General features: G+C 34.7%; 29 protein-coding genes. 12 read left to right on the top strand and 17 right to left on the bottom strand.

Translation table 11 applies throughout. The features are described 5' to 3' along the window. The first annotated feature begins 477 nt into the window (after nucleotides 1-477). The gene (locus ACFOUY_RS20680) at nucleotides 478-1,320 is read left to right on the top strand and encodes a DUF4349 domain-containing protein (RefSeq protein WP_378963187.1); all 843 of its coding nucleotides are present in this window, start codon (nucleotides 478-480) and stop codon (nucleotides 1,318-1,320) included. 101 nt (nucleotides 1,321-1,421) lie between these two features. Here ACFOUY_RS20680 and ruvC read toward each other — a convergent pair whose 3' ends face one another. Beyond that, nucleotides 1,422-2,009: a crossover junction endodeoxyribonuclease RuvC gene (gene ruvC / locus ACFOUY_RS20675; RefSeq protein WP_378963186.1), complete on the bottom strand. Its 588-nt coding sequence runs from the start codon at nucleotides 2,007-2,009 to the stop codon at nucleotides 1,422-1,424. A 41-nt stretch (nucleotides 2,010-2,050) separates the two neighbouring features. Here ruvC and ACFOUY_RS20670 point away from each other — a divergent pair, with 41 nt between their 5' ends. From ACFOUY_RS20670 to ACFOUY_RS20660, 3 genes are read left to right on the top strand one after another with little or no spacing between them, the layout of a single operon-like run. Beyond that, nucleotides 2,051-3,028: a hypothetical protein gene (locus ACFOUY_RS20670; RefSeq protein WP_378963185.1), complete on the top strand. Its 978-nt coding sequence runs from the start codon at nucleotides 2,051-2,053 to the stop codon at nucleotides 3,026-3,028. Beyond that, a complete protein-coding gene (locus ACFOUY_RS20665; protein ID WP_378963184.1) occupies nucleotides 3,006-4,142 on the top strand; it encodes a glycosyltransferase family 2 protein in 1,137 nt (378 codons plus the stop codon). The genes ACFOUY_RS20670 and ACFOUY_RS20665 overlap by 23 nt, the downstream gene beginning before the upstream one ends. Continuing rightward, nucleotides 4,142-5,284, top strand: coding sequence for an ABC transporter permease (locus ACFOUY_RS20660; RefSeq protein ID WP_378963183.1), 1,143 nt, complete (start codon nucleotides 4,142-4,144; stop codon nucleotides 5,282-5,284). Before ACFOUY_RS20665 ends, ACFOUY_RS20660 begins: the two co-directional genes overlap by 1 nt. Here the strand turns inward: ACFOUY_RS20660 and ACFOUY_RS20655 are convergent. After that, nucleotides 5,274-5,615 carry a TfoX/Sxy family protein gene (locus tag ACFOUY_RS20655; protein ID WP_378963182.1) on the bottom strand — a complete coding sequence of 114 codons (342 nt, stop codon included), beginning with the start codon at nucleotides 5,613-5,615 and terminating at the stop codon, nucleotides 5,274-5,276. The genes ACFOUY_RS20660 and ACFOUY_RS20655 overlap by 11 nt on opposite strands. Nucleotides 5,616-5,692: 77 nt before the next feature. Here ACFOUY_RS20655 and ACFOUY_RS20650 point away from each other — a divergent pair, with 77 nt between their 5' ends. Together ACFOUY_RS20650 and ACFOUY_RS20645 are read left to right on the top strand one after the other, a co-directional pair. Then, complete coding sequence (locus ACFOUY_RS20650) at nucleotides 5,693-6,301, top strand: ribonuclease HII (protein ID WP_378963181.1); 609 nt, start codon at nucleotides 5,693-5,695, stop codon at nucleotides 6,299-6,301. A gap of 21 nt (nucleotides 6,302-6,322) precedes the next feature. Next, nucleotides 6,323-7,534, top strand: coding sequence for a glycosyltransferase (locus ACFOUY_RS20645; RefSeq protein ID WP_378963180.1), 1,212 nt, complete (start codon nucleotides 6,323-6,325; stop codon nucleotides 7,532-7,534). A 13-nt stretch (nucleotides 7,535-7,547) separates the two neighbouring features. On the opposite strand, the gene ACFOUY_RS20640 is transcribed toward ACFOUY_RS20645, so the two are convergent. Genes ACFOUY_RS20640 through ACFOUY_RS20615 form a run of 6 tightly spaced genes read right to left on the bottom strand, consistent with a single transcriptional unit; the run spans nucleotide 7,548 to nucleotide 10,681 of the window. Beyond that, on the bottom strand, nucleotides 7,548-8,114 hold the full coding sequence (locus ACFOUY_RS20640) for a DUF4256 domain-containing protein (RefSeq protein WP_378963189.1): 567 nt from the start codon (nucleotides 8,112-8,114) through the stop codon (nucleotides 7,548-7,550). A 5-nt stretch (nucleotides 8,115-8,119) separates the two neighbouring features. Next, nucleotides 8,120-8,698, bottom strand: coding sequence for a YdeI/OmpD-associated family protein (locus ACFOUY_RS20635; RefSeq protein ID WP_378963179.1), 579 nt, complete (start codon nucleotides 8,696-8,698; stop codon nucleotides 8,120-8,122). A gap of 1 nt (nucleotide 8,699) precedes the next feature. After that, nucleotides 8,700-9,161 carry an SRPBCC family protein gene (locus tag ACFOUY_RS20630; protein ID WP_378963178.1) on the bottom strand — a complete coding sequence of 154 codons (462 nt, stop codon included), beginning with the start codon at nucleotides 9,159-9,161 and terminating at the stop codon, nucleotides 8,700-8,702. 10 nt (nucleotides 9,162-9,171) lie between these two features. Further along, nucleotides 9,172-9,795 carry a class I SAM-dependent methyltransferase gene (locus ACFOUY_RS20625; protein WP_378963177.1) on the bottom strand — a complete coding sequence of 208 codons (624 nt, stop codon included), beginning with the start codon at nucleotides 9,793-9,795 and terminating at the stop codon, nucleotides 9,172-9,174. A gap of 29 nt (nucleotides 9,796-9,824) precedes the next feature. Continuing rightward, nucleotides 9,825-10,076, bottom strand: coding sequence for a redox-active disulfide protein 2 (locus ACFOUY_RS20620; protein WP_378963176.1), 252 nt, complete (start codon nucleotides 10,074-10,076; stop codon nucleotides 9,825-9,827). Continuing rightward, nucleotides 10,073-10,681 (bottom strand): hypothetical protein, encoded by a 609-nt coding sequence (locus tag ACFOUY_RS20615; protein WP_378963175.1) that lies wholly within the window; start codon nucleotides 10,679-10,681, stop codon nucleotides 10,073-10,075. The genes ACFOUY_RS20620 and ACFOUY_RS20615 overlap by 4 nt, the downstream gene beginning before the upstream one ends. 260 nt (nucleotides 10,682-10,941) lie before the next feature. On the opposite strand from ACFOUY_RS20615, the gene gcvT reads away from it, so the two are divergent. Together gcvT and ACFOUY_RS20605 are read left to right on the top strand one after the other, a co-directional pair. Next, the gene (gene gcvT, locus ACFOUY_RS20610; protein ID WP_378963174.1) at nucleotides 10,942-12,021 is read left to right on the top strand and encodes a glycine cleavage system aminomethyltransferase GcvT; all 1,080 of its coding nucleotides are present in this window, start codon (nucleotides 10,942-10,944) and stop codon (nucleotides 12,019-12,021) included. A gap of 83 nt (nucleotides 12,022-12,104) precedes the next feature. After that, a complete protein-coding gene (locus ACFOUY_RS20605; protein WP_378963173.1) occupies nucleotides 12,105-12,830 on the top strand; it encodes a 2-phosphosulfolactate phosphatase in 726 nt (241 codons plus the stop codon). A 67-nt stretch (nucleotides 12,831-12,897) separates the two neighbouring features. On the opposite strand, the gene ACFOUY_RS20600 is transcribed toward ACFOUY_RS20605, so the two are convergent. Both ACFOUY_RS20600 and gldB read right to left on the bottom strand, forming a co-directional pair. Beyond that, nucleotides 12,898-13,674 carry a patatin-like phospholipase family protein gene (locus tag ACFOUY_RS20600; RefSeq protein ID WP_378963172.1) on the bottom strand — a complete coding sequence of 259 codons (777 nt, stop codon included), beginning with the start codon at nucleotides 13,672-13,674 and terminating at the stop codon, nucleotides 12,898-12,900. 156 nt (nucleotides 13,675-13,830) lie between these two features. Then, a complete protein-coding gene (gene gldB, locus ACFOUY_RS20595; protein WP_378963171.1) occupies nucleotides 13,831-14,865 on the bottom strand; it encodes a gliding motility lipoprotein GldB in 1,035 nt (344 codons plus the stop codon). Between the two features lie 27 nt (nucleotides 14,866-14,892). Here gldB and ACFOUY_RS20590 point away from each other — a divergent pair, with 27 nt between their 5' ends. From ACFOUY_RS20590 to ACFOUY_RS20580, 3 genes are all read left to right on the top strand, one after another. Next, complete coding sequence (locus ACFOUY_RS20590) at nucleotides 14,893-15,567, top strand: porin family protein (protein ID WP_378963170.1); 675 nt, start codon at nucleotides 14,893-14,895, stop codon at nucleotides 15,565-15,567. 35 nt (nucleotides 15,568-15,602) lie between these two features. Continuing rightward, nucleotides 15,603-17,243, top strand: coding sequence for an NAD+ synthase (locus ACFOUY_RS20585; protein ID WP_378963169.1), 1,641 nt, complete (start codon nucleotides 15,603-15,605; stop codon nucleotides 17,241-17,243). A gap of 76 nt (nucleotides 17,244-17,319) precedes the next feature. Further along, nucleotides 17,320-18,009 (top strand): response regulator transcription factor, encoded by a 690-nt coding sequence (locus tag ACFOUY_RS20580; protein WP_378963168.1) that lies wholly within the window; start codon nucleotides 17,320-17,322, stop codon nucleotides 18,007-18,009. A gap of 154 nt (nucleotides 18,010-18,163) precedes the next feature. Here the strand turns inward: ACFOUY_RS20580 and ACFOUY_RS20575 are convergent, their stop codons facing one another. The 5 genes from ACFOUY_RS20575 to rsmI form a co-directional block, all read right to left on the bottom strand. Beyond that, entirely contained in the window at nucleotides 18,164-18,580 is a 417-nt protein-coding gene (locus ACFOUY_RS20575) for an OsmC family protein (protein WP_378963167.1), read from the bottom strand. Between the two features lie 107 nt (nucleotides 18,581-18,687). Then, nucleotides 18,688-19,206: a signal peptidase II gene (lspA, locus tag ACFOUY_RS20570; RefSeq protein ID WP_378963166.1), complete on the bottom strand. Its 519-nt coding sequence runs from the start codon at nucleotides 19,204-19,206 to the stop codon at nucleotides 18,688-18,690. Next, a complete protein-coding gene (lnt, locus tag ACFOUY_RS20565; protein WP_378963165.1) occupies nucleotides 19,193-20,827 on the bottom strand; it encodes an apolipoprotein N-acyltransferase in 1,635 nt (544 codons plus the stop codon). Before lnt ends, lspA begins: the two co-directional genes overlap by 14 nt. An 82-nt stretch (nucleotides 20,828-20,909) precedes the next feature. Beyond that, nucleotides 20,910-21,554, bottom strand: coding sequence for a PH domain-containing protein (locus tag ACFOUY_RS20560; protein ID WP_378963164.1), 645 nt, complete (start codon nucleotides 21,552-21,554; stop codon nucleotides 20,910-20,912). A gap of 84 nt (nucleotides 21,555-21,638) precedes the next feature. Continuing rightward, a complete protein-coding gene (gene rsmI / locus ACFOUY_RS20555; protein ID WP_378963163.1) occupies nucleotides 21,639-22,367 on the bottom strand; it encodes a 16S rRNA (cytidine(1402)-2'-O)-methyltransferase in 729 nt (242 codons plus the stop codon). A 188-nt stretch (nucleotides 22,368-22,555) separates the two neighbouring features. Between rsmI and serS the strand changes: the two genes are divergently transcribed. Then, nucleotides 22,556-23,827: a serine--tRNA ligase gene (serS, locus tag ACFOUY_RS20550; protein ID WP_378963162.1), complete on the top strand. Its 1,272-nt coding sequence runs from the start codon at nucleotides 22,556-22,558 to the stop codon at nucleotides 23,825-23,827. 182 nt (nucleotides 23,828-24,009) lie between these two features. Here the strand turns inward: serS and ACFOUY_RS20545 are convergent, their stop codons facing one another. Next, complete coding sequence (locus ACFOUY_RS20545) at nucleotides 24,010-24,324, bottom strand: hypothetical protein (RefSeq protein WP_378963161.1); 315 nt, start codon at nucleotides 24,322-24,324, stop codon at nucleotides 24,010-24,012. A 97-nt stretch (nucleotides 24,325-24,421) separates the two neighbouring features. Next, a complete protein-coding gene (locus ACFOUY_RS20540; RefSeq protein ID WP_378963160.1) occupies nucleotides 24,422-25,111 on the bottom strand; it encodes an SIMPL domain-containing protein in 690 nt (229 codons plus the stop codon). Between the last annotated feature and the right edge of the window lie 70 nt (nucleotides 25,112-25,181).

Raw genomic sequence — 25,181 nt, 5'->3', positions numbered from 1 at the left:
TTCTTTTCATATTACCAATTAAAATTAATAGTTTTTCTAATAGCCTCGCTGCGCTCGGTCTAGAATTCTACTTTTAAATGGTCTGAATTTTGGGAAGTGCACACTGCCATTCGCTTTACTCACCCGATGAAAAATCAGGCTTCGTGCTCGTGCTATCATGTTTAATTAACCCCAGTAAACCTTACTATTTGAGTGCTAAAAGCATAATGCAATAAAAAAATAGCCACAGAATTACAGATTGGGCCACCTTTCAATCTGTAATCATGTTCGCTAGAAATGGCATTTAGTCTGTAAATCTGTGGCTGCTATTTATATACCTACCAACTTAAAATTACCAACTGAAATCGAAATGGGTTACCTAAATCAGTTTTTTGTATAAAGGGGAAATAGAGCATTATAATAAAAAAATATGCTGAACTTCTAATGGCCATTTGAAGCAAATATTAAAAATGATTAATTTTTTAGAACCACAAAATCATGAAAAGGAATATTATTGCTATAGCCATAATTTTAGGATTATTCGGCTGCCAGAATGCAGATAGAAAATCAGAGAGTACAGATGCAATCAGCGTAAACGAATTAAATAAAGAAGCAATAGATACTGCTACTTCGAAAATTATAAAAACTGCCGATATGCGTTTTCGCGTAAAGGATGTTCAAAATACAAAAGAACAACTCAGTAAAACTATTAAAGCACAGGGTGGTACCATTGTCGAATTTTCTATAGAAAGTGCTATCCAGGAAACCGATAAAGTTAAGCTATCGGCCGATTCATTAAAGGAAATTACTTCTTACCGTACCGAAGGCTATTTGGTTGCTAAAGTGCCTTCAGAAAAATTAGATGAATTTACCAATACTATTGCTAAAATTGCTGTATTTGTAAATAGTTCATCAATGAAAATGGACGACCAAAGTATTGCCTATTTAGCTAATAAAATGAAAGCTCAAAATAGGGTAGAAGCTTCTAATCAAATTGCTAAAATTCCATCAAAAAAAACAGTGAATATCGAAACATCTTTAACTCTAAAAGATGATTATGTGGATAGGAAAATTGATAATATGGCGATAGATGCTCGTGTAAGATATAGCACCATCACACTTAACTTTTATCAAGATAATACGGTTAAAACCATGGTTGTTGCTAATGATAATTTATCCGATTATCGCCCTGCTTTTGCAAATCGTTTGTGGCTAAATATTGTAAATGGGTGGACTATATTTATGGAAATCATTTTAGCCTTATCAAACCTCTGGATGCTTTTTGTAATCGGAATAGTAACCTATTTTGTTTTCAAATATTATAAAGCAAGAAGAGTTTGAGTGCTGTGGTGAAAACACCCACCACAAGAATAGTTCGTCATTGCAAGGTACGAGGGATTGCTTCGTACCTTGCAATGACGATTTATATAGAAATCATATTACTACTTCTTCACCTTAACAGCTAATCCTTTAACTTTTGTTTTATTATCTGTAACAAAAGATTCCCAACCCGAATAGGTTTTAGATTTACCGCCGGTAGTTATTTTTTGAAATGAATGACACACAGCTACAGCCAAACCATCTGTCGCATCCAAAAATTCGGGGGTTTCCTTAAAATTTAACAAGCGTTGCAACATTGCGGCAACTTGCTCTTTACTCGCATTTCCGCTGCCCGTAATCGATTGTTTAATCTTTCGTGGCGAATATTCGGTTACCGCAATATTTCTCGATAAGGCAGCTGCAATTGCAGTTCCTTGCGCTCTGCCTAATTTTAACAATACCTGAATGTTTTTACCATAAAAAGGTGCTTCAATGGCTAAAACATCGGGTTTATATTGGTCGATTAATACGACAGTTTTTTCAAAAATGCGTTGAAGTTTTAAAAAGGGATCATCCAAATGCGTCATTTTTACTACACCCATGCTCAGTAATTCGGTTTTATTTCCTTTTTCTAAAATTATTCCATATCCCATCACCGATGTGCCTGGGTCAATTCCCAAAATTATCCGTTCCTTTTTTTCGCTCAACATTACAGCAATATTAAGCATATTTGCAAACTAAAAAGATAAACTTGACGGCTAGGAGTAAAAAAATATTATCAATTGTAATTAAAGCTGCAATCATTGCATTCGCATTTTGGTTTATCTATCATAAAGTTGTAGCCAATAAAAATCTGCAAAATTTTGAGGCGCTTTTAACTAATATCTCCAACTTAGAAATTATAACGGTAATTGGTTTAGTCTTTCTTTTGATGTTTGTGAACTGGTTTTTGGAAGCTGCAAAGTGGAAGAGGTTGATGAGCAAGATTGAAAATATTAGTTTTTACAGAGCAATAGAATCTGTTTTCTGTGGACTAACATTGGCCATTTTCACGCCAAATCGCCTAGGAGAATATGGTGGAAGGGTTTTCTTTTTATCTCCTAAAAGAAGGATAGTTGGCGTTGTTGCAATGGCTGTTGGAAATATTGGGCAATTGGTTTTAACCAATATTTTTGGTGCAATAGCGTTGAGTGCCTTTATTTATCGATTTATTGACTTAGATTATCGTTTATTTTTCGCCATCCAAATTTTGGTTGTTGTTTTTTGCCTTTTCTTTATTGTGTTCTATTTTAACATTCAGTGGCTAAATGGTATTTTATTATCATTTAAAATCACCAGAAAATACAAGAAGTTTTACAGCATTTTAGGTAGGTATAGAAAAGGAGAATTGTTTAGGATTCTCATGTTTTGCTTAGCTCGATACTTGGTTTTCAGTTCACAATATTTTATACTTTTTATCTGGCTTATTCCAGGTTTGCATTATGCTGATATAGTGATGATGATTTGCATTTTGTTTTTTGTACAATCAACCTTGCCTTCGCTTGATTTGTTTGATGTTGGCATTAGAAGTGTAACGGCATCGTACTTTTTCAGTTATATAACAAAGCAAGATGTAGCAGTTATTGCGTGCACTGCAAGTATTTGGCTTATAAATATTATTATTCCTGCTATCTTAGGCACTTATTTCGTTTTTAAACTCAACTTTTTTGGAAATACTAAATCTAATTAGTCTTATATCTGCTGCGCTTACCTTAGTATATGCTTTCCTGGTGATTACCTTTATTATAGGTTGGCAAAAATTAATTTTTTTTAAACCTGGCAATCTTGAACCAAAAACAAAGGTTTCCATTATTGTTGCGGCACGAGATGAGGAAATGAATATCGGTAAAACTATCGATGATTTACTTGCGCAGGAATATCCAAGGAATTTAACCGAAATTATTATTATCGACGATCATTCTACCGATAAAACGGCTGAAATTGTTTTAAGTTATGCAGATAGAAATGTAAAACTGATTAAGCTTAATGAAGATAAGGCGCTAAATTCATACAAAAAGAAAGCCATACAAACCGCCATTGGAAGCTGCTCTGGTGATTTAATTATCACAACCGATGCTGATTGCAGAATGGGCGAAAAATGGCTTTCGAGCATTGTTTATCTTTATGAGGATAAAGGTTATAAAATGATTTCCTCGCCAGTTGCTTATTTTCAGGAGAAGAATTTATTTGAGCGGTTACAATCTTTAGAATTTTTATATCTGATTGGTTTAGGCGCATCAACTATTGGGAATAAAAAACCATCTACTTGCAATGGAGCTAATTTAGCTTACGAAAAAAACACTTTTTATGAGGTTGGAGGCTTTCAGGGAATCGATGATTTGGCCTCAGGAGATGATGAATTGTTGCTCCATAAAATAGCAGCAAAGTATCCTGATAAAATTGGTTTCCTAAAAAATAGAGATGCTATTGTTTACACGCATGCTAAAGAAACACTAGGGTCATTTATTCAACAAAGAAAACGTTGGGCTTCCAAAAGTACACGTTACAAAAATAAAGCTATAATTGTTTTAGGCGTTTTCGTATGGATATTCAATGTTAGTATTTTAGCTAACTTTATTGTAGGGTTGTTTGTTCCAGGTTTTTTAATCATTACATTTTATCAGATTTTGTTTAAAATGATTTTAGAAAGCTTATTTTTATGGAATGTAACAGGCTTCGCAAAACGCAGAAGGCTCATGGTCTTAATCCCTCTTTTAAATGTTTTACATATTCTATACATCATCTACATCGGAATTGCCGGAAACAGCGGAAAATACAATTGGAAAGGCAGAATGGTTAGATAATGGATAATAGCCCATCGAGAAAAGTCTGGTTAAAGTTTCGTAAAAATAAGCTTGCATTAAGTGGCTTAATTTTTATTTTGTTTTTGATGTTGATTGGCGTTTTAGGTTACTTAATTACACCTGATGATTCTCCAAATGCCAATACCATGCATTTACAGTTGACGAACAAAAAGCCGGGAAGGAGTTTTCAGTTTCTTATCGTTAGTAAAAACCCTAAGGTGAAGGAAGTTGGATTTTTCGAACGTATGTTGTATGGGCAGGAACCAAATTTTAAAAGTATACCCATCACATCTTACCGCATTTCAAATGATAAAGTATTTGTTAGGGAATACATTGGCGATGATGAGCGTGCAGAAGAATCGAATTATAATCTCAAAGATTTATGTAATCAATGTTCGCTGCCATCTAAACTCGGCAATGAAAAACAACTTCTCGAGCGATATAATATCTATTCCAAAACCTTTCTTTTAGGTACCGATATTTATGGCCGCGATTTATTGAGCAGATTAATCTTAGGTATTCGGGTTTCGCTCTCTGTAGGTTTAATGGCTGTATTAATTTCCTTATTTATTGGCGTAACTTTAGGTGCTGTTGCAGGATATTTTGGCGGAAAGGTAGATGCGGCCATTAGTTGGTTTATGAATGTAGTTTGGTCATTACCTTCTTTACTATTGGTTATTGCAATATCTTTTGCTTTAGGTAAAGGTTTCTGGCAAATATTTATTGCTGTTGGCTTATCAACCTGGGTTGATGTAGCCAGATTAGTTCGCGGACAAGTAATGGCACTAAAAGAAGTAGAATTTGTAGAAGCAGCAAGAGCATTAGGTTTTAGTACTTCCAGAACAATTGTGAAACATATTTTGCCAAACATTGCCGGACCAATTTTGGTAGTAGCATCTGCAAACTTTGCATCGGCAATTTTACTAGAAACTGGATTAAGTTTTCTAGGCTTTGGTGCTCAACCACCCATGCCAAGCTGGGGAACAATGATTAAAGAACATTTTGGCTATATTATAATGGATGCCGCATACTTAGCAGTTTTGCCAGGTCTGGCTATTATGTTTACGGTTTATGCCTTTAACGTATTAGCCATTGGCCTGCGTGATGCATTTGACGTTAAGGGTCAGAATATTAGCGTTTAGGTTTCGATGCTTTAGCAAATGGGTTAAATTCCAACGCTAAGTTTAACCAGAAATCTAATTCGTCATTTCGGTTAAGCACATCTTCCGAAACTAAAATATAACCGTTCATTACATCTTTGGCCATTACCATTTGCTCCCACCCATCTTTATCTTCTAATGATGTTAAGGTTTCCGGATTAATCCTGAGCATGATTTTGTTTTTCATTACGCCAATGCACATTTTGTTGTCAACCATAAAAACCAATCCGCCAAACATTACTTTTTCTTCTACATCAGGAAGATGCATCAACTTTTCTGCAACTCTGTTTGCAAGGGATATATCGTACGGCATAAAATAATGTTTAAAACTAATCTACTCAATCCAAAGCCTATCTTCAAAATCTTAGCATTAATATTTAAATTTGAGCCATGCTATTAAACTGTTTTCAATACGAATTTTTAGAAGCTGGTTGTGATGAAGCTGGTAGAGGCTGCCTTGCAGGGCCAGTTTTTGCCGCAGCTGTAATTTTGCCTGAAGGATTTGTTTTGAAAGGATTGAATGACTCGAAACAGTTAACACATGCACAAAGGGATTTACTCCGCCCGATAATTGAAAAAGAAGCACTAGCTTGGGCAGTAGCATCTTGCGACCATGAAGAAATAGACAAAATAAATATTCTGAACGCCTCTTTTTTAGCGATGCATAGAGCGATAGAAAAGCTACAAACACAGCCAAAATATTTAGTTATTGATGGAAATCGGTTTAAAACCTATCCTGAAATTCCACATAGTTGCATTGTTAAAGGTGATGGAAAGTATTTAAATATTGCGGCAGCTTCTATTTTGGCTAAAACGCATCGCGATGAATATATGACTAATTTGCACGCAGAATTTCCCGAATATAACTGGCAAAAAAACAAAGGTTATCCAACAATTGCACATCGTAGAGCGGTTCTGGAAATAGGTTTGTCACCATTTCACCGGAAAACATTTAACGTAAGTGTACCTCAGCTCGATTTGTTTTCAAACAACGCTTAAATTTCGTATTTTCACAACATTGTGAAAATTCTGTTAATTACTAAGCGGATTCCCTTCCCGCCAAATAGTGGTTACCCAATTGTAGTTTATAATACTATGAAAGGTTTACTACAGCTTGGTGCAGATATCACTTTGTTTAGTTTGAACCCTGCAAATGCAAGATTGGATTTGGAAGATATTTCTGATCCGGTCTTCGAAAAAATAAAATACCATACCCATGATTTAGATACAGAAGTAAACGTATGGTCAGCATTTTTTAATATTTTCACCAACGAATCTTACAATGTTTCGCGTTACTACAATGAAGATGCTGCAAGGCAGCTGGAAAATGTGTTACGGGAAAACAACTTTGATATTATTCAGTTCGAAGGGCTTTTTGTAGTACCTTATCTCGATGTTGTTAAAGCCAATAGTAATGCAAAACTAATTTACAGAGCGCATAATATTGAATTTACAATGTGGGAGCGACTTTCTCATTCAGAAAGCTTTCTGATTAGAAGAAAGTACCTGGCATTTCTGGCACAGCGTTTAAAGGCATACGAAACAGAACAGATAAATCGTTTTCACCAAATTTTTGCGATTAGCGAACCAGATAGGCAAAGCATTTTAATGTTTGGTTGCGAAATACCAATGACGGTTTTTCCAGTTGCTATCGATTTAGAAAAATATAAAGTAGATAAATCAAAAACTAGCTTTCCAACTCTTTTTCATTTAGGTGCTATGGATTGGCGACCAAATCAGGAAGGCTTGGAGTGGTTTTTAGATGATATTTGGCCAGATATTGAAAAACTGAATAAAGACCTTCGTTTTTACATTGCAGGAAAAAATATGCAAAAACATTTCTTCGAATATGATTCTGATAATTTAATAGTTGAAGGAGAAGTTTTTGATGCGGTAGAGTTTATGAACTCAAAAGCAATTATGATTGTTCCGTTAATATCAGGAACGGGAATGCGGGTAAAAATTATTGAAGGTATGGCAATGAAAAAATGCATTATTGCTACAACCACTGCCGCTGAAGGTATAAATTGTAGGCATGGGCATGATATTTTAATTGCAGATTCTGCCGATGAATTTTACCGTTCGATACTACAATGTATTATTAATCCAAAACGTTGGGTAGAAATAGGAGAAAATGCCCGAAAAACCGTTGAAAACGAACATGGCATTCATTTAATTTCTTCGCAAATGCTAAAAATTTACGAAGAATTAATCAATGTTAAAGCAGATTAATTGCCTCTTCATATCAAACCCTTAACAAACCTCTAAAAGCCCTTGCTGCATAATAGGATTGCGCACCGTTATGATAAATAAATACAGTTTCGTATCTGTAATCGCAAAAAAGAGCACCGCCAAGTTTACGTATATTAGCAGGTGTAGCTATCCAGCTTGATGTTTTTTCGTCAAATTTTCCAAGCTTTTGAAGGTAGCGATATTGTTCTTCGGTTAAAAGTTCGATACCCATTTCTGAAGCCATATCTAGCACATTATTTACTGGCTTGTTTTCTTTTCTTGCATCTAAGGCCGATCGGTCATAGCATAAACTTCTTCTGCCTTTTGGACTTTCTGCAGAGCAATCATAAAAAATGTACTCGTTGGTTTTGTTGTCGTAATCAATTATATCTGGTTCACCACCAGTAATTTCCATTTCATTTAGCGACCATAATTTTGATGTGTTGGCTTCGATTTTTGCCTGTACTTTAGTCCATTCGATATCTTTATGGCGACTATTATTTTTCTTAAATCTTGCTCTTAAAATTTCGAGAAGCGCTGCACGTTTTTCTGGTAATAATTCTTTTTTATTATTCATAATGTCATTTAATCATTAAGTCCTTTGCCGCTAAGTATATGTGGCATACATTTTTCAATTCTCGATTCTCGTGTTTGCGATTGTTTAGGAGAAGAAAAATGCAAAAGATACGCTCTTTGGCGGCCTGGAGTTAGCGCCTCAAAAGCTACTTTTAATTGCGGTATCGAATTTAATTTCTGCTTAAATTCTTCGGGCATAGAGAATTCTGAAGTTTTCTTTAAAGCAACTTTTAATCCTGACTTTTCTACTTCAATGGCTTCGTAAATAAGAGATTTAATTATAGACTCTAAATCGATTATTTCTCGAATATTGGTAAAACGAACCTGACGTGCAGCTTGTACATTTTCTGTTTGTTGAATTAAGATGTTATCCGTATTTTTTAGTAACGCTCCTTTATGAAAAAGCAAAGCACAATAGTCTTTAAAATCATGAATTAAAACAACATTATTCCCTTGAAAAGTATAACAAGGACATCCCCACTTCAACTCTTCGGTAAGTCCGCAATCCAAAATAATTAGCCTTAATTTTTCAACTTCTCGCTGCCATTTTCCGGCTTTGTTAAAATAAAAATCAACTTTTGGGTTCATTTCATGAAATCATTTTAGTAAGTTCTACTTCTAATTTGTCGAAATTTTCTTCGTTTTTATCTACTACAAATGGTTTTAGCTTATTACATTCTTCTGCTGATTCGAAGAGCATTTTAAAAATTACTTTGGTTTTATCAGGGTTTACTTCTTCAAAGGTTGCCAATACTTGAAATAAGGGTTTTGAATGGCGTTTCCACGCAATGAGTTTTGGTTCTTCAATTTTGATGAACTCACATTCATTTGGATAATTTCCCTTGTCAGGACCATGCATTATAAAACTCCATTTGCCACCAACTCTAAAATCGAACTCGTTAAAAGTATTAGTAAAACCCGCAGGTCCCCACCAATTTTTTAAATGATTAGGGTTCGCCCACGCCTCGTAAGCAATTTTAATTGGAGCATTAACAACCCTCGAAGTCACAATTTCCGAATCGGGTGTTGTTGAGATAATTGGTGTTGTCATTTGATAGGAATTATTTTTTGCGACCTACAAATCTAATTACAGAGGCTGTTCCGTTGTGAAACTTTCCTTCACTTAATTCGATTTCCTTTTCTTCAAGTTCTATAATCTCATAATTAGGGAAATCTGATTTTATTTCATCTATAGAGAACAAAGATTCGATATCTTTTGGGCCACCAACTTTTTCATTTTTAGCTATGTAATCAAGATGGTTTTTGCTGAAAGCCTCAAAAATAATCATACCATCTTTGCCTAAATATTTATCTAGCATTTTATGAATAGAAGATTTAATAGGGGCTGGAAAGTGCGCATAAATTAATGCAATAACGTCAAACTGCTCGGTTTTGAAATTTAGGTTTTGGAGCTCCCCAACCTGATACTCAATGGAGGTATTGTTTTTTTCGGCTAGTAGAATGGCTTTATTTCTTCCTTCTTCGCTAATATCAAAAGCAGAAACTTGCCAACCTAATTTGGCTGCAAAAACAGCATTTCTTCCTTCGCCTTCGGCAGCGAAAAGAATTTTACCTGTTTTAAGGTTTTCCAGTTTTTCTTTTAAATAATTATTGGGTTGTTCGCCGTAAGCAAAATCTTCGCTGCTATACCTTTCATCCCACCTTTCAAGCCATTCTTGTTTCATGCTTTTAACTGATAATTGTTAATGTTTTCCTATTCGGATATATTTCTTGAATCTAACTCCTTGTTAATTTCTTTTACCGTATTGATGTTAATAATTACAATTGGGAGTAAAGCAATGGGAATTACAGTTAAACCACTAAAACCTTTTTTAAAGGCTAAAAAAATATTTACTACGAATAGGAAAAGCAACATTCCTGCAAGCATAGCCGTAATTGTTTTTATTGACTTTTTGCTTTTAAGCAATTCATTATTGCTCATTTCGCTATATTTTTTTGTTTTCATTTTAGCATCCTATTATCTGTTAACTCTATATTTTTTATAGTACCTACCGGTGCAATTTTTATGATTTGTGAACCTTTTGTTATGTAAAAATAGTAAGCACTATTCAAACCGATGATGTAAACATTTTCTGATTCTCCCGTATTGAAATTTAATTTATCATTAAATTTCAAATTATTGGTTTTTATTCTTTTTGAGATTGATTGACCTTTACCTATCCCTATCCCCAGAAAGAATGATAATAAACCGATGGTGATGAATAAGACAAGCAATTTAGAGAAATGATTTTTAACTTGTTCTACAGTTAGCTCTTCGGTGCCCTTTTTTAAACCTGATATTTTTTGAACCCATTTTTTATTGCTTTTTGCTGATAGAAAGCGAGTTATAAGGAATGGGAGTAGAAAAAATAAAATTACGGTAGGGAGCAACACGGTGGGATTTGCAGTTAAATCGGCAATTGGGCTAATTAAAATATCCATTATGGTCGAATATTTTAAAATATTAATGCCAAGCTGATAATACAAAATGCTTTCCTTTAATATTCCCATTAATACTAAAAAGAGATATCCGATTGGAAGTAAACTTTGTATTTTCTCGAGAGATTTCATTTATGAGTAGGGGGTTAGCTTCGATGCATTTTTATTAAAAACGAATATAAAGGTTTCCTTTATCATAACGTAATTTTTGGTTTGGCATATAAATTTGTTTATAAACAGAAGTGAAAATCTACAGATTTTTCTTCGGGGACTATTCCCTGTGTCGAGGCTATAGTTCTTATGAAAATGTTCCTTTAGTTTCCAAATCCTTAGAAAATTTGCCCAAAACATTGCCTTTTTCTTAGTAGTTTTGCCGCAACTATATATTAGGCATGAAAAATACAGCTTTAACAGAAAAACATATCGCTTTAGGCGCAAAAATGGTTCCATTTGCAGGGTACAATATGCCCGTAACTTACGAGGGTATTAATGCAGAACATGCAACTGTACGTAATGGCGTTGGTGTTTTTGATGTAAGCCACATGGGTGAGTTTATTTTAAAAGGCGAAAATGCTTTAGATTTAATTCAACGCGTTACCAGTAACGATGCTTCTAAACTTTACGATGGTAAAGTGCAATATTCTTGCTTGCCAAACAAAGATGGCGGTATTGTAGATGATCTTTTGGTTTATCGCATTGATGAAAAAACCTATATGTTGGTGGTTAATGCATCAAACATTGAAAAAGATTGGAACTGGATTCAAGGTTTTAATGATAAAGGTGTAGAAATGCACAATATTTCTGATAAAACTTCTTTATTAGCCATACAAGGACCAAAAGCAGCTGATGCTTTACAAAGCTTAACTGACGTAGATTTAGCTTCTATGGAATATTATACCTTTGTTAAGGGTACTTTTGCAGGGATAGAAAATGTTGTAATTTCTGCAACTGGTTATACTGGTGCAGGTGGATTTGAAATTTATTTTGATAACGAACACGCTGATAAGATTTGGGATGTAGTTTTTGAAGCTGGTAAAGATTATAATATTAAACCGATTGGCTTAGCTGCCCGCGATACTTTACGTTTAGAAATGGGTTTCTGTTTATATGGAAATGATATTGATGATACCACTTCTCCAATTGAAGCTGGCTTAGGTTGGATTACTAAATTCTCTAAACCGTTTACAAATTCTGATGCTTTGCAAGCACAGAAAGAAGCTGGAATTCAGAGAAAATTAGTTGGTTTTGAAATGATTGATAGGGGAATTCCTCGTCATGATTATGAAATTGCTGATGCAGAAGGCAATATAATTGGTAAGGTAACATCAGGTACACAAGCACCATCTTTACAGAAAGCAATTGGCATGGGCTATGTTGCAAAAGATTTCGCTAAAGAAGGCACTGAAATTTTTATTAATATCCGTAATACGCCAATTAAAGCTAAAGTAGTTAAGTTTCCATTTTATAAATAGGATTTAGGGTTTAAGGTATAAGGTTTAGGACTAAAGCGCCCATACCTTATATCTTAAACCTTCCGCCTTTTACCTCTTTTATAGTGTCGAAAAAAATTGAAGTTTGTTTAACGCCTGCACTGATAGATTTATATGATATAGAGCAGAGTATTGTTGTTGTAATTGATATTTTAAGAGCAACTTCATCTATCACCTACGGCATCGAGAATGGCGCAGAAGCCATCATTCCGGTATCATTAGTGGAAGAATGTTTAGCGTATAAAGAAAAAGGTTATTTATTAGCAGCAGAACGTAATGGTGAAGTAGTGGAAGGTTACGATTTTGGAAATTCGCCATTCTCCTATACAAAAGAAAAAGTTGGCGGTAAAACAATTGTTTTAACTACAACCAATGGAACCAAGGCCTTACATCTTGCTAGTAAAAGAGCTTATCAAGTTGTAATTGGTTCTTTTCTTAATTTAGATTCACTTTGTGATTATCTTGCCAGTCAGGGTAAAAATGTTTTGCTTTTATGTGCAGGCTGGAAAGATCAGTTTAATTTAGAAGATACTTTATTTGCAGGTGCTGTTGTAAATAAGTTGCGTAAAAACTTCGAGCATTTTGATGATTCTAGTGTTGCAGCCGAAGATTTATATGTGCTTGCTAAGGATGATTTGAGGAAATACCTTCATAAATCTTCGCACAGCCATCGTTTAGCACAACTAAATATTGAAGAAGATGTTGTTTTTTGCCTTCAATTGAATATTTGTAAAGCAATACCTGTTTTGGAAGGGGAGAGATTGGTAGCGTTAAACCCCCAAACCCCCTAAAGGGGGCTTTACCTTTCTGGAGGCAAAGTAAATTTTATAATATTTTTAACTCGCTATTAAGCCCCCTTCAGGGGGTTGGGGGTATTAAACCCCTTATCGTTGGGTTGTTTTTAATGGTAATCAAAGCTTCTTCATGGGCTAGCCAATAAATGTCTTCGGCACGTTTCATATCAAAAGTACTGATAGCACCTAAACCTTTTGGTTCAATCATTACATTACAAAATTTGGCTTTGCGCTCCATATCGTGGTTGATAGACATTATGCCTGCTCTTCCCATTAAATTGGTAATTCCTGTGATTTTATCAACTGGTTTTAAATGGTTACAAGATGAGCCAATAATAAAATCGCAATCTTCCATTAAAGGCTCAACAGGAAAATTATTTAAAATTCCACCATCAACAAACATTTGCCCATCAATCATTATCGGTTTAAAAATGCCTGGAATACAGCTTGATGCATGTATCGAACGAATTAATGGGCCTTTCGTGAAATAGACTAAACGGCCTTCACTAAAATTTACTGCAGCAATAGTTAAAGGGATTTTAAGTTTTTCTATAGAATCTTCCGGAAAATATTCTTTAAGTATTTGCGCTGTGTTCTCGATATTAATTAAACCTAAAGAACCAACCGCCGGACGAACAAAACGCCATAATTTAGTTTTTAAGAAGATACTCAAGCCTTCCTCAGGATCGATTCCTGCTGCAAAGAAAGCACCAGCAATTGCACCAGCACTTGTACCGCTAATGTGACTAAAGGTAATGCCCAAATTGCTGAATGCTTTTAAAACACCCAAATGTGCAATGCCTCTTATTCCCCCACCCGATAGTACAATTCCAACTTTCATTTATTTAGATTTAAATACTTAATTAGTTCAGTAATTTATTTGTGCGTAATGGTTAAACTATTAGTTACAAACTATGAATTTGATGATTAGATTGTTTAATTACTAAATTGTTTCAGAGAATTTTTAATTGTTGAGTTTAACAATACCAACCGAAAGCTACTTTCTTTTTGGTTTATATTTCGACTGATTCAGGATTTTTTGCGCATCATTTTCGACCATCAATTCCTGCAATGTAACTTTTGGGTTTTCCTTCATGTATTTTCTTACAATTTGCCATCCTGTCCAAACACCTAATTTTGGTGCCGATTCGCGGTTTTCTCCTAAACCTGGTGTGAAAGGACCGTCGGATAAATAAACTTGAATTTTATGGTAATCGGTTTCGTAAAGCAAATTATTCTCCAAGAAATAGGCCCAGATATCTGATTCAAAATTTTGTGTCCAACCCAATTGATTTGCAGTGTAGCCAATTTTGGTGGTATCAGTAATACTTTCTGGCAAAACCTGATCTAAAAAGTAAAGTATTTTTCCTTGAAAAATCATTTTTGATAAAAGTGTACGGTTTGCATCTGGCTCTGGAAATAGTTCTTCATGAGCAAAAGTTTCTGCAGCTCTGGGTACTATGTTTTCTGGTGTAAATCTTTTTGACATGTACATCGGAACACTTTCTACAATGCCTTTATAAAACTTACTGTTTTTGCCCAGAAACATATCCAAACCTATTCCGATGTAATTATCTCCAACAGGTACCTGATAAGAAAAGCCAGAAACAAAAGATATAAATTTTGGTATTTTAGCTTTTGGATAGTAATACTTAATGTATTTAAAAGTTTCGGTTAAACCAGCTTCCTGAACACTAAGATTTGGAAAAACACTGTCAACTTCCTTTGTTAAATCGTTGTAAGCTGGGTCTTTAAATAATCCAGAAATAACATAATCTCCGGTATAATCTTGTGCGCCAACCATTTTATGAATGTAGTCATCATAAAAGAAACCATACTTTTTAGATAGTTCGGCGTTAACTTGAGTTAAGTTTTTATTTCTACTTGCAGAGAGCTCTTTATCAAACCTTTCGATTTTTATATCGATTTTAATATGGCTAACATCTGGTCTGTTATTTTGCTTACAGGAAATAAATACAAGTACGAAAAGAAAAATTAGATAAATTTGCCTGTGTTTTACGTTATACTTCATGTACAACAAATATAAAATACATAAAGTATGAAAAGAATAACAACGATTTTAATTTTATCTTTTTTAAGTATAGGTGCTTTTGCGCAGAATTTCTACAGCTCAGGCTTTGGTTTTAGGTTGGGCTTAACTGCAACGCCAACAATTGGTTGGATAAAGCCAGAACAGGGCAAAACTGATGGTATAGGTGTAGGATTTTCGTACGGATTAATGGGCGATTTTAATTTTGCGCCAAACTATAGCTTTTCTACAGCATTAACCATAACAACAATAAACGGAAAAAGTACAGAGATAAATGTCAATCCATATGATATAACCAGTAGTAATTCTAACCCGGTTGGCTATGATTTGAAATATAGAATGCAATACATAGAATTGCCATTGACTGTGAAATTGAAAACGCTAAAAAGCGACGGTAAAAGATTTTACGGACAATTCGGCTTATCAAACGGTTTTAACATAAGTGCAAAGCAAGATGCTGTTAGAAATGGTGCTGAAGTTGGCGATAATCAAAATATTTCTGATTATTCGAGGTTTTACCGTGCAGGTTTAATAATTGGTGGCGGTGCCGAATTTGACGTTTCTGGAAATACGAGTATTTTGGCTGGTTTAACTTTTAACAATGGTTTTACTAATATTGTGAAGGATAACAGCAGAAATGTAAAAAATCATTATTTAGCTCTTAATTTTGGCTTTTTCTTTTAAGCCGCAACATTTTTAATTTTAATAGATACGCATCAATGAAAATAGCATTAGCGCAACTCAATTATCATATTGGTAATTTTGAAGCAAACACAGAAAAAATAATCAGCAATATTCAATCGGCGAAAAATAAAGGTGCCGATTTGGTTGTTTTTGCAGAGCTTGCTATTTGTGGCTATCCTCCAAGAGATTTTCTGGAATTTGATGAGTTTATCTCGCTTTGCGAAAATGCAGCTCAAGATATTGCAAAGCATTGCATAGATATTGCCTGTATTGTTGGTTTACCAATCAGAAACGATGTTTTACAGGGTAAGGATTTGTTTAACGCTGCCTATTTTATCGAGAATGCAAAAGTGAAATCCATAACTAAAAAAGCATTGTTGCCAACTTACGATGTGTTTGACGAATACCGCTATTTCGAACCTTCAACATCGTTTAAATGTATCGATTTTAAAGGAAAGAAAATTGCGTTGACTATTTGCGAAGACCTTTGGAATATTAATGATAATCCCTTGTATGTTTCAAATCCGATGGATGAGTTGATTAAGGAACAACCCGATGTGATGATTAATATTGCTGCATCGCCTTTTTCTTACACGCATGATGATGAGCGCATAAAAGTGCTTTCAGATAATGCAAAAAAATATCATTTACCTGTTTTTTATGTAAATCAGGTTGGTGCGCAAACCGAAATTATTTTCGATGGAGGTTCATTGGTTTTCGATGCCGATGGCGAAATGAAAGCCGAAATGAAATATTTTGAAGAGGATTTACAGGTTTTCGATTTAACCGAAGTAGAAAATGTTCGCAATAAATATCCGCAACCAGAACGTTTAACCGATATCGAGCAAATTCACGATGCTTTAATTTTGGGCATACGCGATTATTTTCGAAAATCTGGATTTAGTAAAGCCGTTTTAGGTTTGTCTGGTGGAATAGATTCTGCTGTTGTTTGTGCTCTAGCTTGCACAGCGCTTGGTGCTGAAAATGTTATGGCAGTTTTAATGCCGTCTAAATTCTCTTCAGACCATTCTGTACAGGATGCTTTAGACTTGGTAAATAACATCGGCTGCATGCATGAAATTATCCCTATTAGGGATGCTACCGAAGCATTCGACGGCATGCTTGCGCCAGCTTTTAAAGGATTGCCTTTTAACTTAACCGAAGAAAACATACAAGCGAGAATTCGAGGAACAATTGCAATGGCAATGAGCAATAAATTCGGCTATATTTTGCTTAATACTTCTAATAAAAGCGAATGTGCAGTTGGTTACGGAACTTTATATGGCGATATGTGTGGTGCTATCGGTGTAATAGGCGATGTTTATAAAACGCAGGTTTTTCAATTAGCAAAATACATTAATAAAGAGCGTGAACTTATTCCGATTAATACTATTGTTAAACCACCTTCGGCAGAATTAAGGCCCGATCAAAAAGATTCAGATTCGCTGCCTGAATATGATATTTTGGATAGAATTTTATATCAGCACATTGAATTTAAACAGGGTTCAGCTGCATTGATAGCCAAAGGTTTTGATGAAGCCTTAGTTAAAAGAATTTTGAAAATGGTAAATGCGGCCGAGTTTAAACGTTATCAAACTCCTCCAATATTACGTGTTTCGCCGAAAGCCTTTGGTATGGGTAGAAGAATGCCTATAGTAGGTAAGTACCTGACATAGATTGCTAATTTGAATCTTTTTTGCTATCTACTTAATTTTGAGTAATTTGCGGGAATTATTCTCTAACAAGCGCTCCATGTCTAGATATAACAATCCCAATATTACAGCTAATATGCGTAATTTAATAGATGCTAATGTTGCGGCATTTAATCAAATACCAGGTGTTGTAATTATTCATGAAACTGTAAATTGGACTGTTGTTTACATGAGTGAAAGAGGATTAAAACAGCTACAGCTCTCTTTGGAAGATGTATGTTCAATGACAAGCGCCGAATACTATAGCAATTTTTTTAATGAGGAGGATGCCAAAATTTATGTGCCGAAAATTGGCTCTTTTATGCATGGCAATAACGTGGAAGATACACTAAGTTATTATCAGCAATTAAAATTTCCAGGAAAGGATAATTGGCAATGGCATTTATCAAGCACCAAGATATTTTTACGTGATGAGCATAATAAGCCACTTTTATCTATTACAGTTTCTATTCCAATAGATGCAATGCATCACATGGCTGTTAAAGCTGATAGACTTTTAAAGGAAAATGATTTTCTCCGCCAGAATTATACAAATTATTCTAAATTGAGTAAACGTGAACGTACTATTTTAAAAGAAATGGCTTTAGGCAAAAGCTCTAATGAAATAGCTGAGGAGTTACATATTTCTCCAACCACGGTCGATACACACAGAAGAAATATAAGAGATAAATTGAGCACGAAATCTTCTTTCGAAATTTCGCAATATGCAAGAGCATTTGATTTGATATAAAACAGAAGATGCCTTATCAGAAGGCTTGGTTAAATGAATTGATCAATTAAATTTACAGTTTGTCGCACTGAGCGTAGTCGAAGGCTTTTATGTACTTCCACTACGCTAAGACTGACAAATTTCAAAAGAAAATATTATTCTGATTTTTGAAACCTTACACTAAAGTAGCTTCAACAGAAATTGTGGTATTTAATAATTTAGAAATCGGGCAATTTTTTTCAGCATCAGCAACTAATTCGTCGAATTTTTCTTTTGATAAACCCGGAACAGTAGCTATTAATGTCAAATGAGATTCGGTGATTTTACCTTGTGCAGGATCTAAGTTGATTACACATTTAGTCTCTAAATTCTCAGCTGTAAATCCTGCCTCATCAATTTTAAATGATAAGGCCATGGTGAAACAGCCTGCATGTGCTGCTGCAACTAACTCTTCTGGATTTGTGCCTACGCCTTCTGCAAAGCGAGATCCGAATGAGTATTGAGTGTTATTTAAAGTTGTGCTTTGGGTGGTTAAATTACCTTTACCTTCTTTACCCGATCCTTGCCATACGGCTGTTGCATTTCTTTTCATTGGATTTTTATTTTGATTAATTTTTGATTCCTATTGTATAAAGATAATTATATGTTTGTTTATAAGATGCAATTATTATATTAAGGATTTTGTACAAGAAATTATATTTATTCTGCAGTTTGAACAGGTTCTGGTCTTTCAATTTTACCTTTTATCGATTGGATAAGTAGTATTATTACGCCTATCATTATAGAAATATCAGCGAAATTGAAAACACCAGTTTGAAAGATGTAAAAATCCATATGCATAAAATCTGTTACTGAACCATGCACAATCCTATCATATAAATTACCAATACCACCACCAACCAAAAAACATACAGCAACTTGGAAACTTAAAGGTAAGTTTGGCCTGCTAAAAAGGAAATATAAACCATAACCTAAAAAAAGTAAAGGTAAACCCGTTAAAATTATCAATCTGAATATATAAGGCATTTGATCGCCTAAACTCAAAAAGGCACCGCTATTTTCGACCTTTGTAAGTGTAAATCTATCTTTTATTATGCTTATGTGTTCGTACTCACTTATTCTTTCGCGAACAAGATTCTTAGTTATCTGGTCGCAACCAAAATTTATAGTAAGTAATAGTATTAATACAGACCAGCGAAGATTTTTAAACTGTAGCATGTTGTGGTTTTTTTATCCATTTTCGATAAGGAATAATAAGTGCTAATATAACGGCTAAAGCGCTTAATAATTTTGCAATTACATCGCCACTTTTTACGTAAAAGGTTATCTCATCATTTAAATTGATATCTGCTTTTAAAGCTGTTCTTGTCCACCATTTTGTTCTTTGTGTAACATCGCCACGCTGATTAATAAAGCAAGATATTCCTGTATTTGCAGAACGGGCCACATCTCTGTGCGTTTCTATAGCTCTAAGTTTTGCATACATTTCATGCTGATCTTTACCAGAGGTATTTCCCCACCAGCCATCGTTAGTAATAATTGCGATAAACTGTGCGCCATCTTTAACTTGCTGGCCAATCCAATCGCCCCATAAACTTTCGTAACATACAACTGGCGCAGCACCAATTCCACTTTGTGCATATAATACACTTGGTTTTTCTTGCCAGCCCCAACCGCTTACGCTTCCGCCAAGTTGAGAAAATACGCCATCCATAAAAGAAAAAACTTTTGGGAAAGGCATTTTTTCGGCTCCAGGAACAAGTTTTGATTTGTGATAAAACTGAACATTTGCCGAGTTTTCTACCTGCATTGCAGAATTAAAGTTGTCGTAATAAAAACCGCGTTCTGGTACAAATTTTGCCGAAATTGTTCGTTTATCTGGATAAGTTTTAATGGTTTCTATACCAGTAATTAGTGTTCCGTTTTTGTATTTACTCAGAAAATTTTGCAATGTTGCAAAGTCTGGATTACTGCGGATCTGGTCTTCATCCGCATAATTTGGAATGGCAGTTTCAGGCCAGATGAAGTACTCCGTATTCGATTGTCCTATAGAATCGGATAAATGTGTTAATATTTGAATTTGTTCGGCAGTTGGTATGTTCTCTAATTTTTGATATGGATCTATATTCGGCTGAACTACAACAACATTACTTGGTGTTCCTTTTTCTTCGGCTGTGAAATATTTTGTCAACGATATTCCAATTGGAATAATAACCACTAAAATCCAAATCCCTAAAGTTCTGAATTTTAAATATCCACTTTGTGTTTTAAGTTTTTTATAGGCCTCAAATGCTAAAATGTTGCTGACTAAAATCCATAGAGAACCGCCGTAAATACCTGTATAATCGTACCATTGCGCTAGCTGGTGCATTCCGGCAAGCCCGTTACCTAAAGTCATCCAGGGGAAAGCTAAATCCCAGCTTTGCTGTAAATATTCTAGAGCGATGTAAAAGGAAACTAACCCTAAATAAGCTATTTTTTTACTTGAGTATTTAGCTAATCGATAAAATAACCAAAAGGCGAAAGTCATCAATAATGCGCCTAAACCGTAAGGAATTAAAGAAACTGGAATGGCCACTAAAGTCCCATTGTAAGCTTTTATTGCATTATAAACCCAATAAACAGATGCAGTATTCCAAATTAAAAATGTTAAGCCAGCAGTTAAGAAAATTCTTTTGCCTTGCTTTTTTATATTTTGTAACGAAATACTTTCTAATGCAATAAATAATGGAACCAACGCTATTAGCAACAATGGTGTTGTGAAAGGAATTGGTGGCCAAGCCAGCCAAAGTAAAAACGCACTAAGTAAGGCGAGGAGGTAAGTTTGTTTATTATTCATAGTTCAGCCTGATTAGGCATAATGTCACCTTGAACTTGTCGAAGGATTGTATTTCCACAAGCTCAAGGTGACGGTTTGATATTTACAAACTATCTAAAATATTTGCTTTTTTAGCTTCGTACTCTTCCTGGGTAATCAAATGTTTATCGTATAAAGTTTTAAGTTTTCGCAACTTTAACGTGGTTTCATCTTCAGGTTCTTCTATAACCTCAGCAATTTGAATAGGTTCAGGAGTAGGAATGTCTATTGGTGCAGCATCGGCAAAAGATTGTGGGGCAGAGGCAATTGGTGTAGCCATTGCACGATTTTCCTCTAATTTTTGTTGATGAAGCAATTCTTTGTAGGCTTCTAATTGTTCATTAGCTGCCTGATGTAATTTTCTTGCTTGTACTTTCGGAATAAACTCTGTTACAATATTTTCGCCATGCTGCGGAACGCAGATAAATTTCGAGCCAAAGAACTCTTCTTTAAAAGAAACTTCTTTAATGCTTTTCCAAGAAATATCTTTAAAATTCATTGTCAATCCCAGATTGCCGGGTTCGCAATAAAAAATTCTTTTATTGGAAATGGCAATGCTATCAGGCAACAAGTTTACAGCAGGTTTTTTCTGTACAGCTAGGTATAAAATTTCCTCGCCAGTGGTTAAAAGGTCGTTTAGTTTTCCAATAACTTTTTCAACTGCTTTTGGGTCTTGTTCGTCACTTAAAAATCTATCTATGCTAATCATAATTGTATTAAATTTTTTCTTTGAGATAAGTATTTATCTCTTTTGTAAAACAGATATATCTTTCTGATGTTATTAGCATCATTTCTACTCTTCACTATCTTCGTATTTATCTTTGTTCATTGCTCTTTTCTCCTTAGTCATCTCTTTACCTGCAATGCAAATTACAAATTCTCCTTTTAAAGTATTGTTTTCAAAATGTGATTTTATTTCTACCAAAGTTCCTCTAACGGTTTCTTCGAACATTTTAGTCAATTCTCTACTAACTGATGCTTGCCTGTCGGCACCTAAATACTGTGCAAACTCTTCTAAAGTTTTTAATAAACGATGCGGACTTTCGTAAAGTATAATGGTGCGGTCTTCTTCTGCTAGCTTTTTAAATTTTGTTTGCCTTCCTTTTTTTACTGGAAGAAAACCTTCAAAACAAAAAGCATCAGCAGGTAAGCCAGAATTTACCAACGCAGGAACGAAAGCTGTTGCTCCGGGTAAACATTCAACTGCAATATCATTTTTTATCGCTTCGCGAACCAGAAAAAAACCAGGGTCGGAAATTGCAGGCGTTCCTGCATCTGAAATTAAAGCAATTTTTTGTCCTTCGTTTAAGAATTTAATAATCTCGGAGGTTGCTTTGTGTTCGTTATGTTGATGATGAGAAAAAACCTTTTTATCAATACCAAAATGTTTAAGCATTGGTGCGCTGGTTCGGGTGTCTTCGGCTAAAATTAAATCACATTCTTTTAAAATTCTGATCGCCCTGAAGGTCATATCCTCCAAATTACCTATTGGTGTTGGTACAAGAAATAGTTTGCCTGTCATCTGATTTACGACTTTGGATTTACGAATTACGATTTTCGGCGTAATTTGGAAACCAGTTTCTTTATTTTGATTTACGATTTACGCCATTAATTAGGATATGATTTACAATTTAGTTTTGCTTTATACTAATTCTAAAATCGTCAATCGTATTTCGTAAATCTATATTATCTTTGTGAAAAAATTAAATAATGCTGCAAGTTAACTATATCCGCGAAAATAGAGAGAAAGTTTTAGAACGTTTAAGTGTGCGTAACTTTAAACAACCAGAGTTAGTCGATGAAATTATCAAAATTGATGAAGAGCGTCGTTCTACCCAAACTTCTTTAGATGGTATTTCCGCCGAAGCAAATGCAGCTGCCAAACAAATTGGCGATTTAATGCGTACAGGTAAAAAAGAAGAGGCTGAAGCAATTAAAGCGCAAACAGCTTCTCATAAAGAAAATATTAAAAACCTTACCGAAAAATTAAACGAGCTTGAAACGGCTCAGTTTAATTTGGTTGTTCAGTTGCCGAATTTACCTTACGATTTAGTGCCAAAAGGTTCTACCGCAGAAGAAAATGAAGTAGTTTATGTGCATGGCGCTCCAGCAGAATTACCAACAAAAGCTTTACCGCACTGGGAATTGGCTGCAAAATACGACATTATTGATTTCGAATTAGGCGTTAAAATCACTGGCGCTGGTTTCCCTGTTTATAAAGGAAAAGGAGCTAGGTTGCAACGAGCTTTAATCAATTTCTTTTTAGACCACGCAACTGAAGCTGGTTATAAAGAAATGCAGGTACCACATTTAGTAAATGCAGCATCGGGTTTTGGCACAGGTCAGTTGCCAGATAAAGAAGGGCAGATGTATCACTCTACTGTAGATGATTTATATTTAATTCCAACTGCAGAAGTTCCAGTTACCAATTTATACCGTGATGTAATTGTTAAGGAAGAAGATTTACCGATTAAAAATACAGCTTACACGCCTTGTTTCCGCAGAGAAGCGGGTTCTTATGGCGCACACGTTCGTGGTTTGAATCGTTTACATCAGTTTGATAAAGTTGAAGTTGTACAAATTACACATCCAGATAAATCTTACGAAACTTTAGAGGAAATGAGCAAATATGTTCAATCTTTATTGCAGGAACTAGGTTTACATTACCGCGTTTTACGTTTATGCGGTGGCGATATGGGTTTTACTTCAGCAATGACATACGATATGGAGGTTTGGAGTGCAGCGCAAGAGCGTTGGTTAGAAGTTTCATCAGTATCTAACTTCGAAACATACCAGGCAAATCGTTTAAAATTACGTTTTAAAGGAAAAGAAGGTAAAGCACAATTAGCGCACTCGTTAAACGGAAGTGCTTTAGCATTACCACGTATTGTAGCATCAATTTTAGAAAACTACCAAACAGAAAATGGAATTAAAATTCCAGAAGCTTTAGTGAAATATACGGGCTTTGATATAATTGATTAAAAGCCACGCCCTTTGAAAGGGGGAAGTAAAACTTCTGGCATCAAATCCCTCTCCAGAAGGAGTGGGAAAGCACAGACATTACATAAACCAAATCCTTTAGTAGGATCAGGTAAATAAAAAAAGCTTCCCGATTTATCATTGGGAAGCTTTTCGTTTATATAGATAGATGTGAATGCTTGTGATTATAAAATCAAAATCAATAATAAAATGATGATGATAATTGCGCCAACTGAAAGATAAACACCTCCAGAAACTGCACGAGCTTGATTTTTCAATTCTTTTAACTCGCTACGTAAAGCTTTACGCTCAGCCTTAGTTAAATTAGACTTGTCCATCTCTCTAATTTCCTCAACACGGGTTTTGATTCTCTCTAATTTAACAGTTTCTTCTGCTGTTAACTCTGTTGGGTTTTTAGCTGGTTTGTTTGCTGCCTGTACAGAATTGAAACTAATGCCTAATGTAAAAATAAGGGCTAATGTGTAAATGAATTTTTTCATAATATTTAATTTTTTTAGTGTTCGATGCTTACCTAACAAAAAACCTACCAAAATGTTCTGGTAGGTTTTAAAAAGGCATTAATTCAAATGTTAAATATTATTTGATTTCGAAAACCGCATTAACAGTGAAGTTTAACTTTATTTTTTTGAAATCAATTTCCGGTGCTGTATCAGCAGATTCAGCCATCGCCGATTTCATCATATAGTTTCTGTAAACAGGTTGTATTATATTATCTCCACCATCCTGAATTTCGATTACATTACCCAGCTTGCCATCCAACGCTTCTACCATGTAAGCCGCTTTTTCTTTAGCCGCTAAAAGTGCTTTAATTTTAAGGTCTTTCTTTAAGCTTTCAATTTTCGAATAATCATAGCTTTCAATGTTCGTACTTGCAATTCCTTTTGCATCAATTGCCTCTAAAATTGAGTTAAACTTATTAAGGTCGCTAACTTTTAAGCGATATTGTTTGCTCGCTAAAAATTCTGGGTTTTTCTTTTTCTCGGTAGCATCATTCCAGCTACTTAAATTACTAACCGTTAAATTTTCTTTCGAAATGCCAGCTTTTTGCACCGCAGCATACAATTGTTTCTCTAACACTGTAATTTCTGTTTTTTTCTTTCCGGTTAAATATTCTTTAAGCGAAATGCCGATGTAAATAATATCCGGTGTAACTTCAGTTTCGGCCGAACCGCTAACATTAATTTTTCTGCGTAAATCTACTTGTTGTGCCATGGCGGTTGATAAACCTAAAAATGCAACGAGTGCAATTGCTATTAACTTTTTCATAATATTTTTCTTTGTGTGTGTTGTTATGATGTAAATCTAAAGCAAATTCCACACCGATATTAAAATATTT

This window comes from Pedobacter jamesrossensis (assembly GCF_042650905.1).
Classification (GTDB): Bacteria; Bacteroidota; Bacteroidia; order Sphingobacteriales; family Sphingobacteriaceae; genus Pedobacter; species Pedobacter jamesrossensis.
This window is presented reverse-complemented; position numbering and strand designations above follow the sequence as displayed.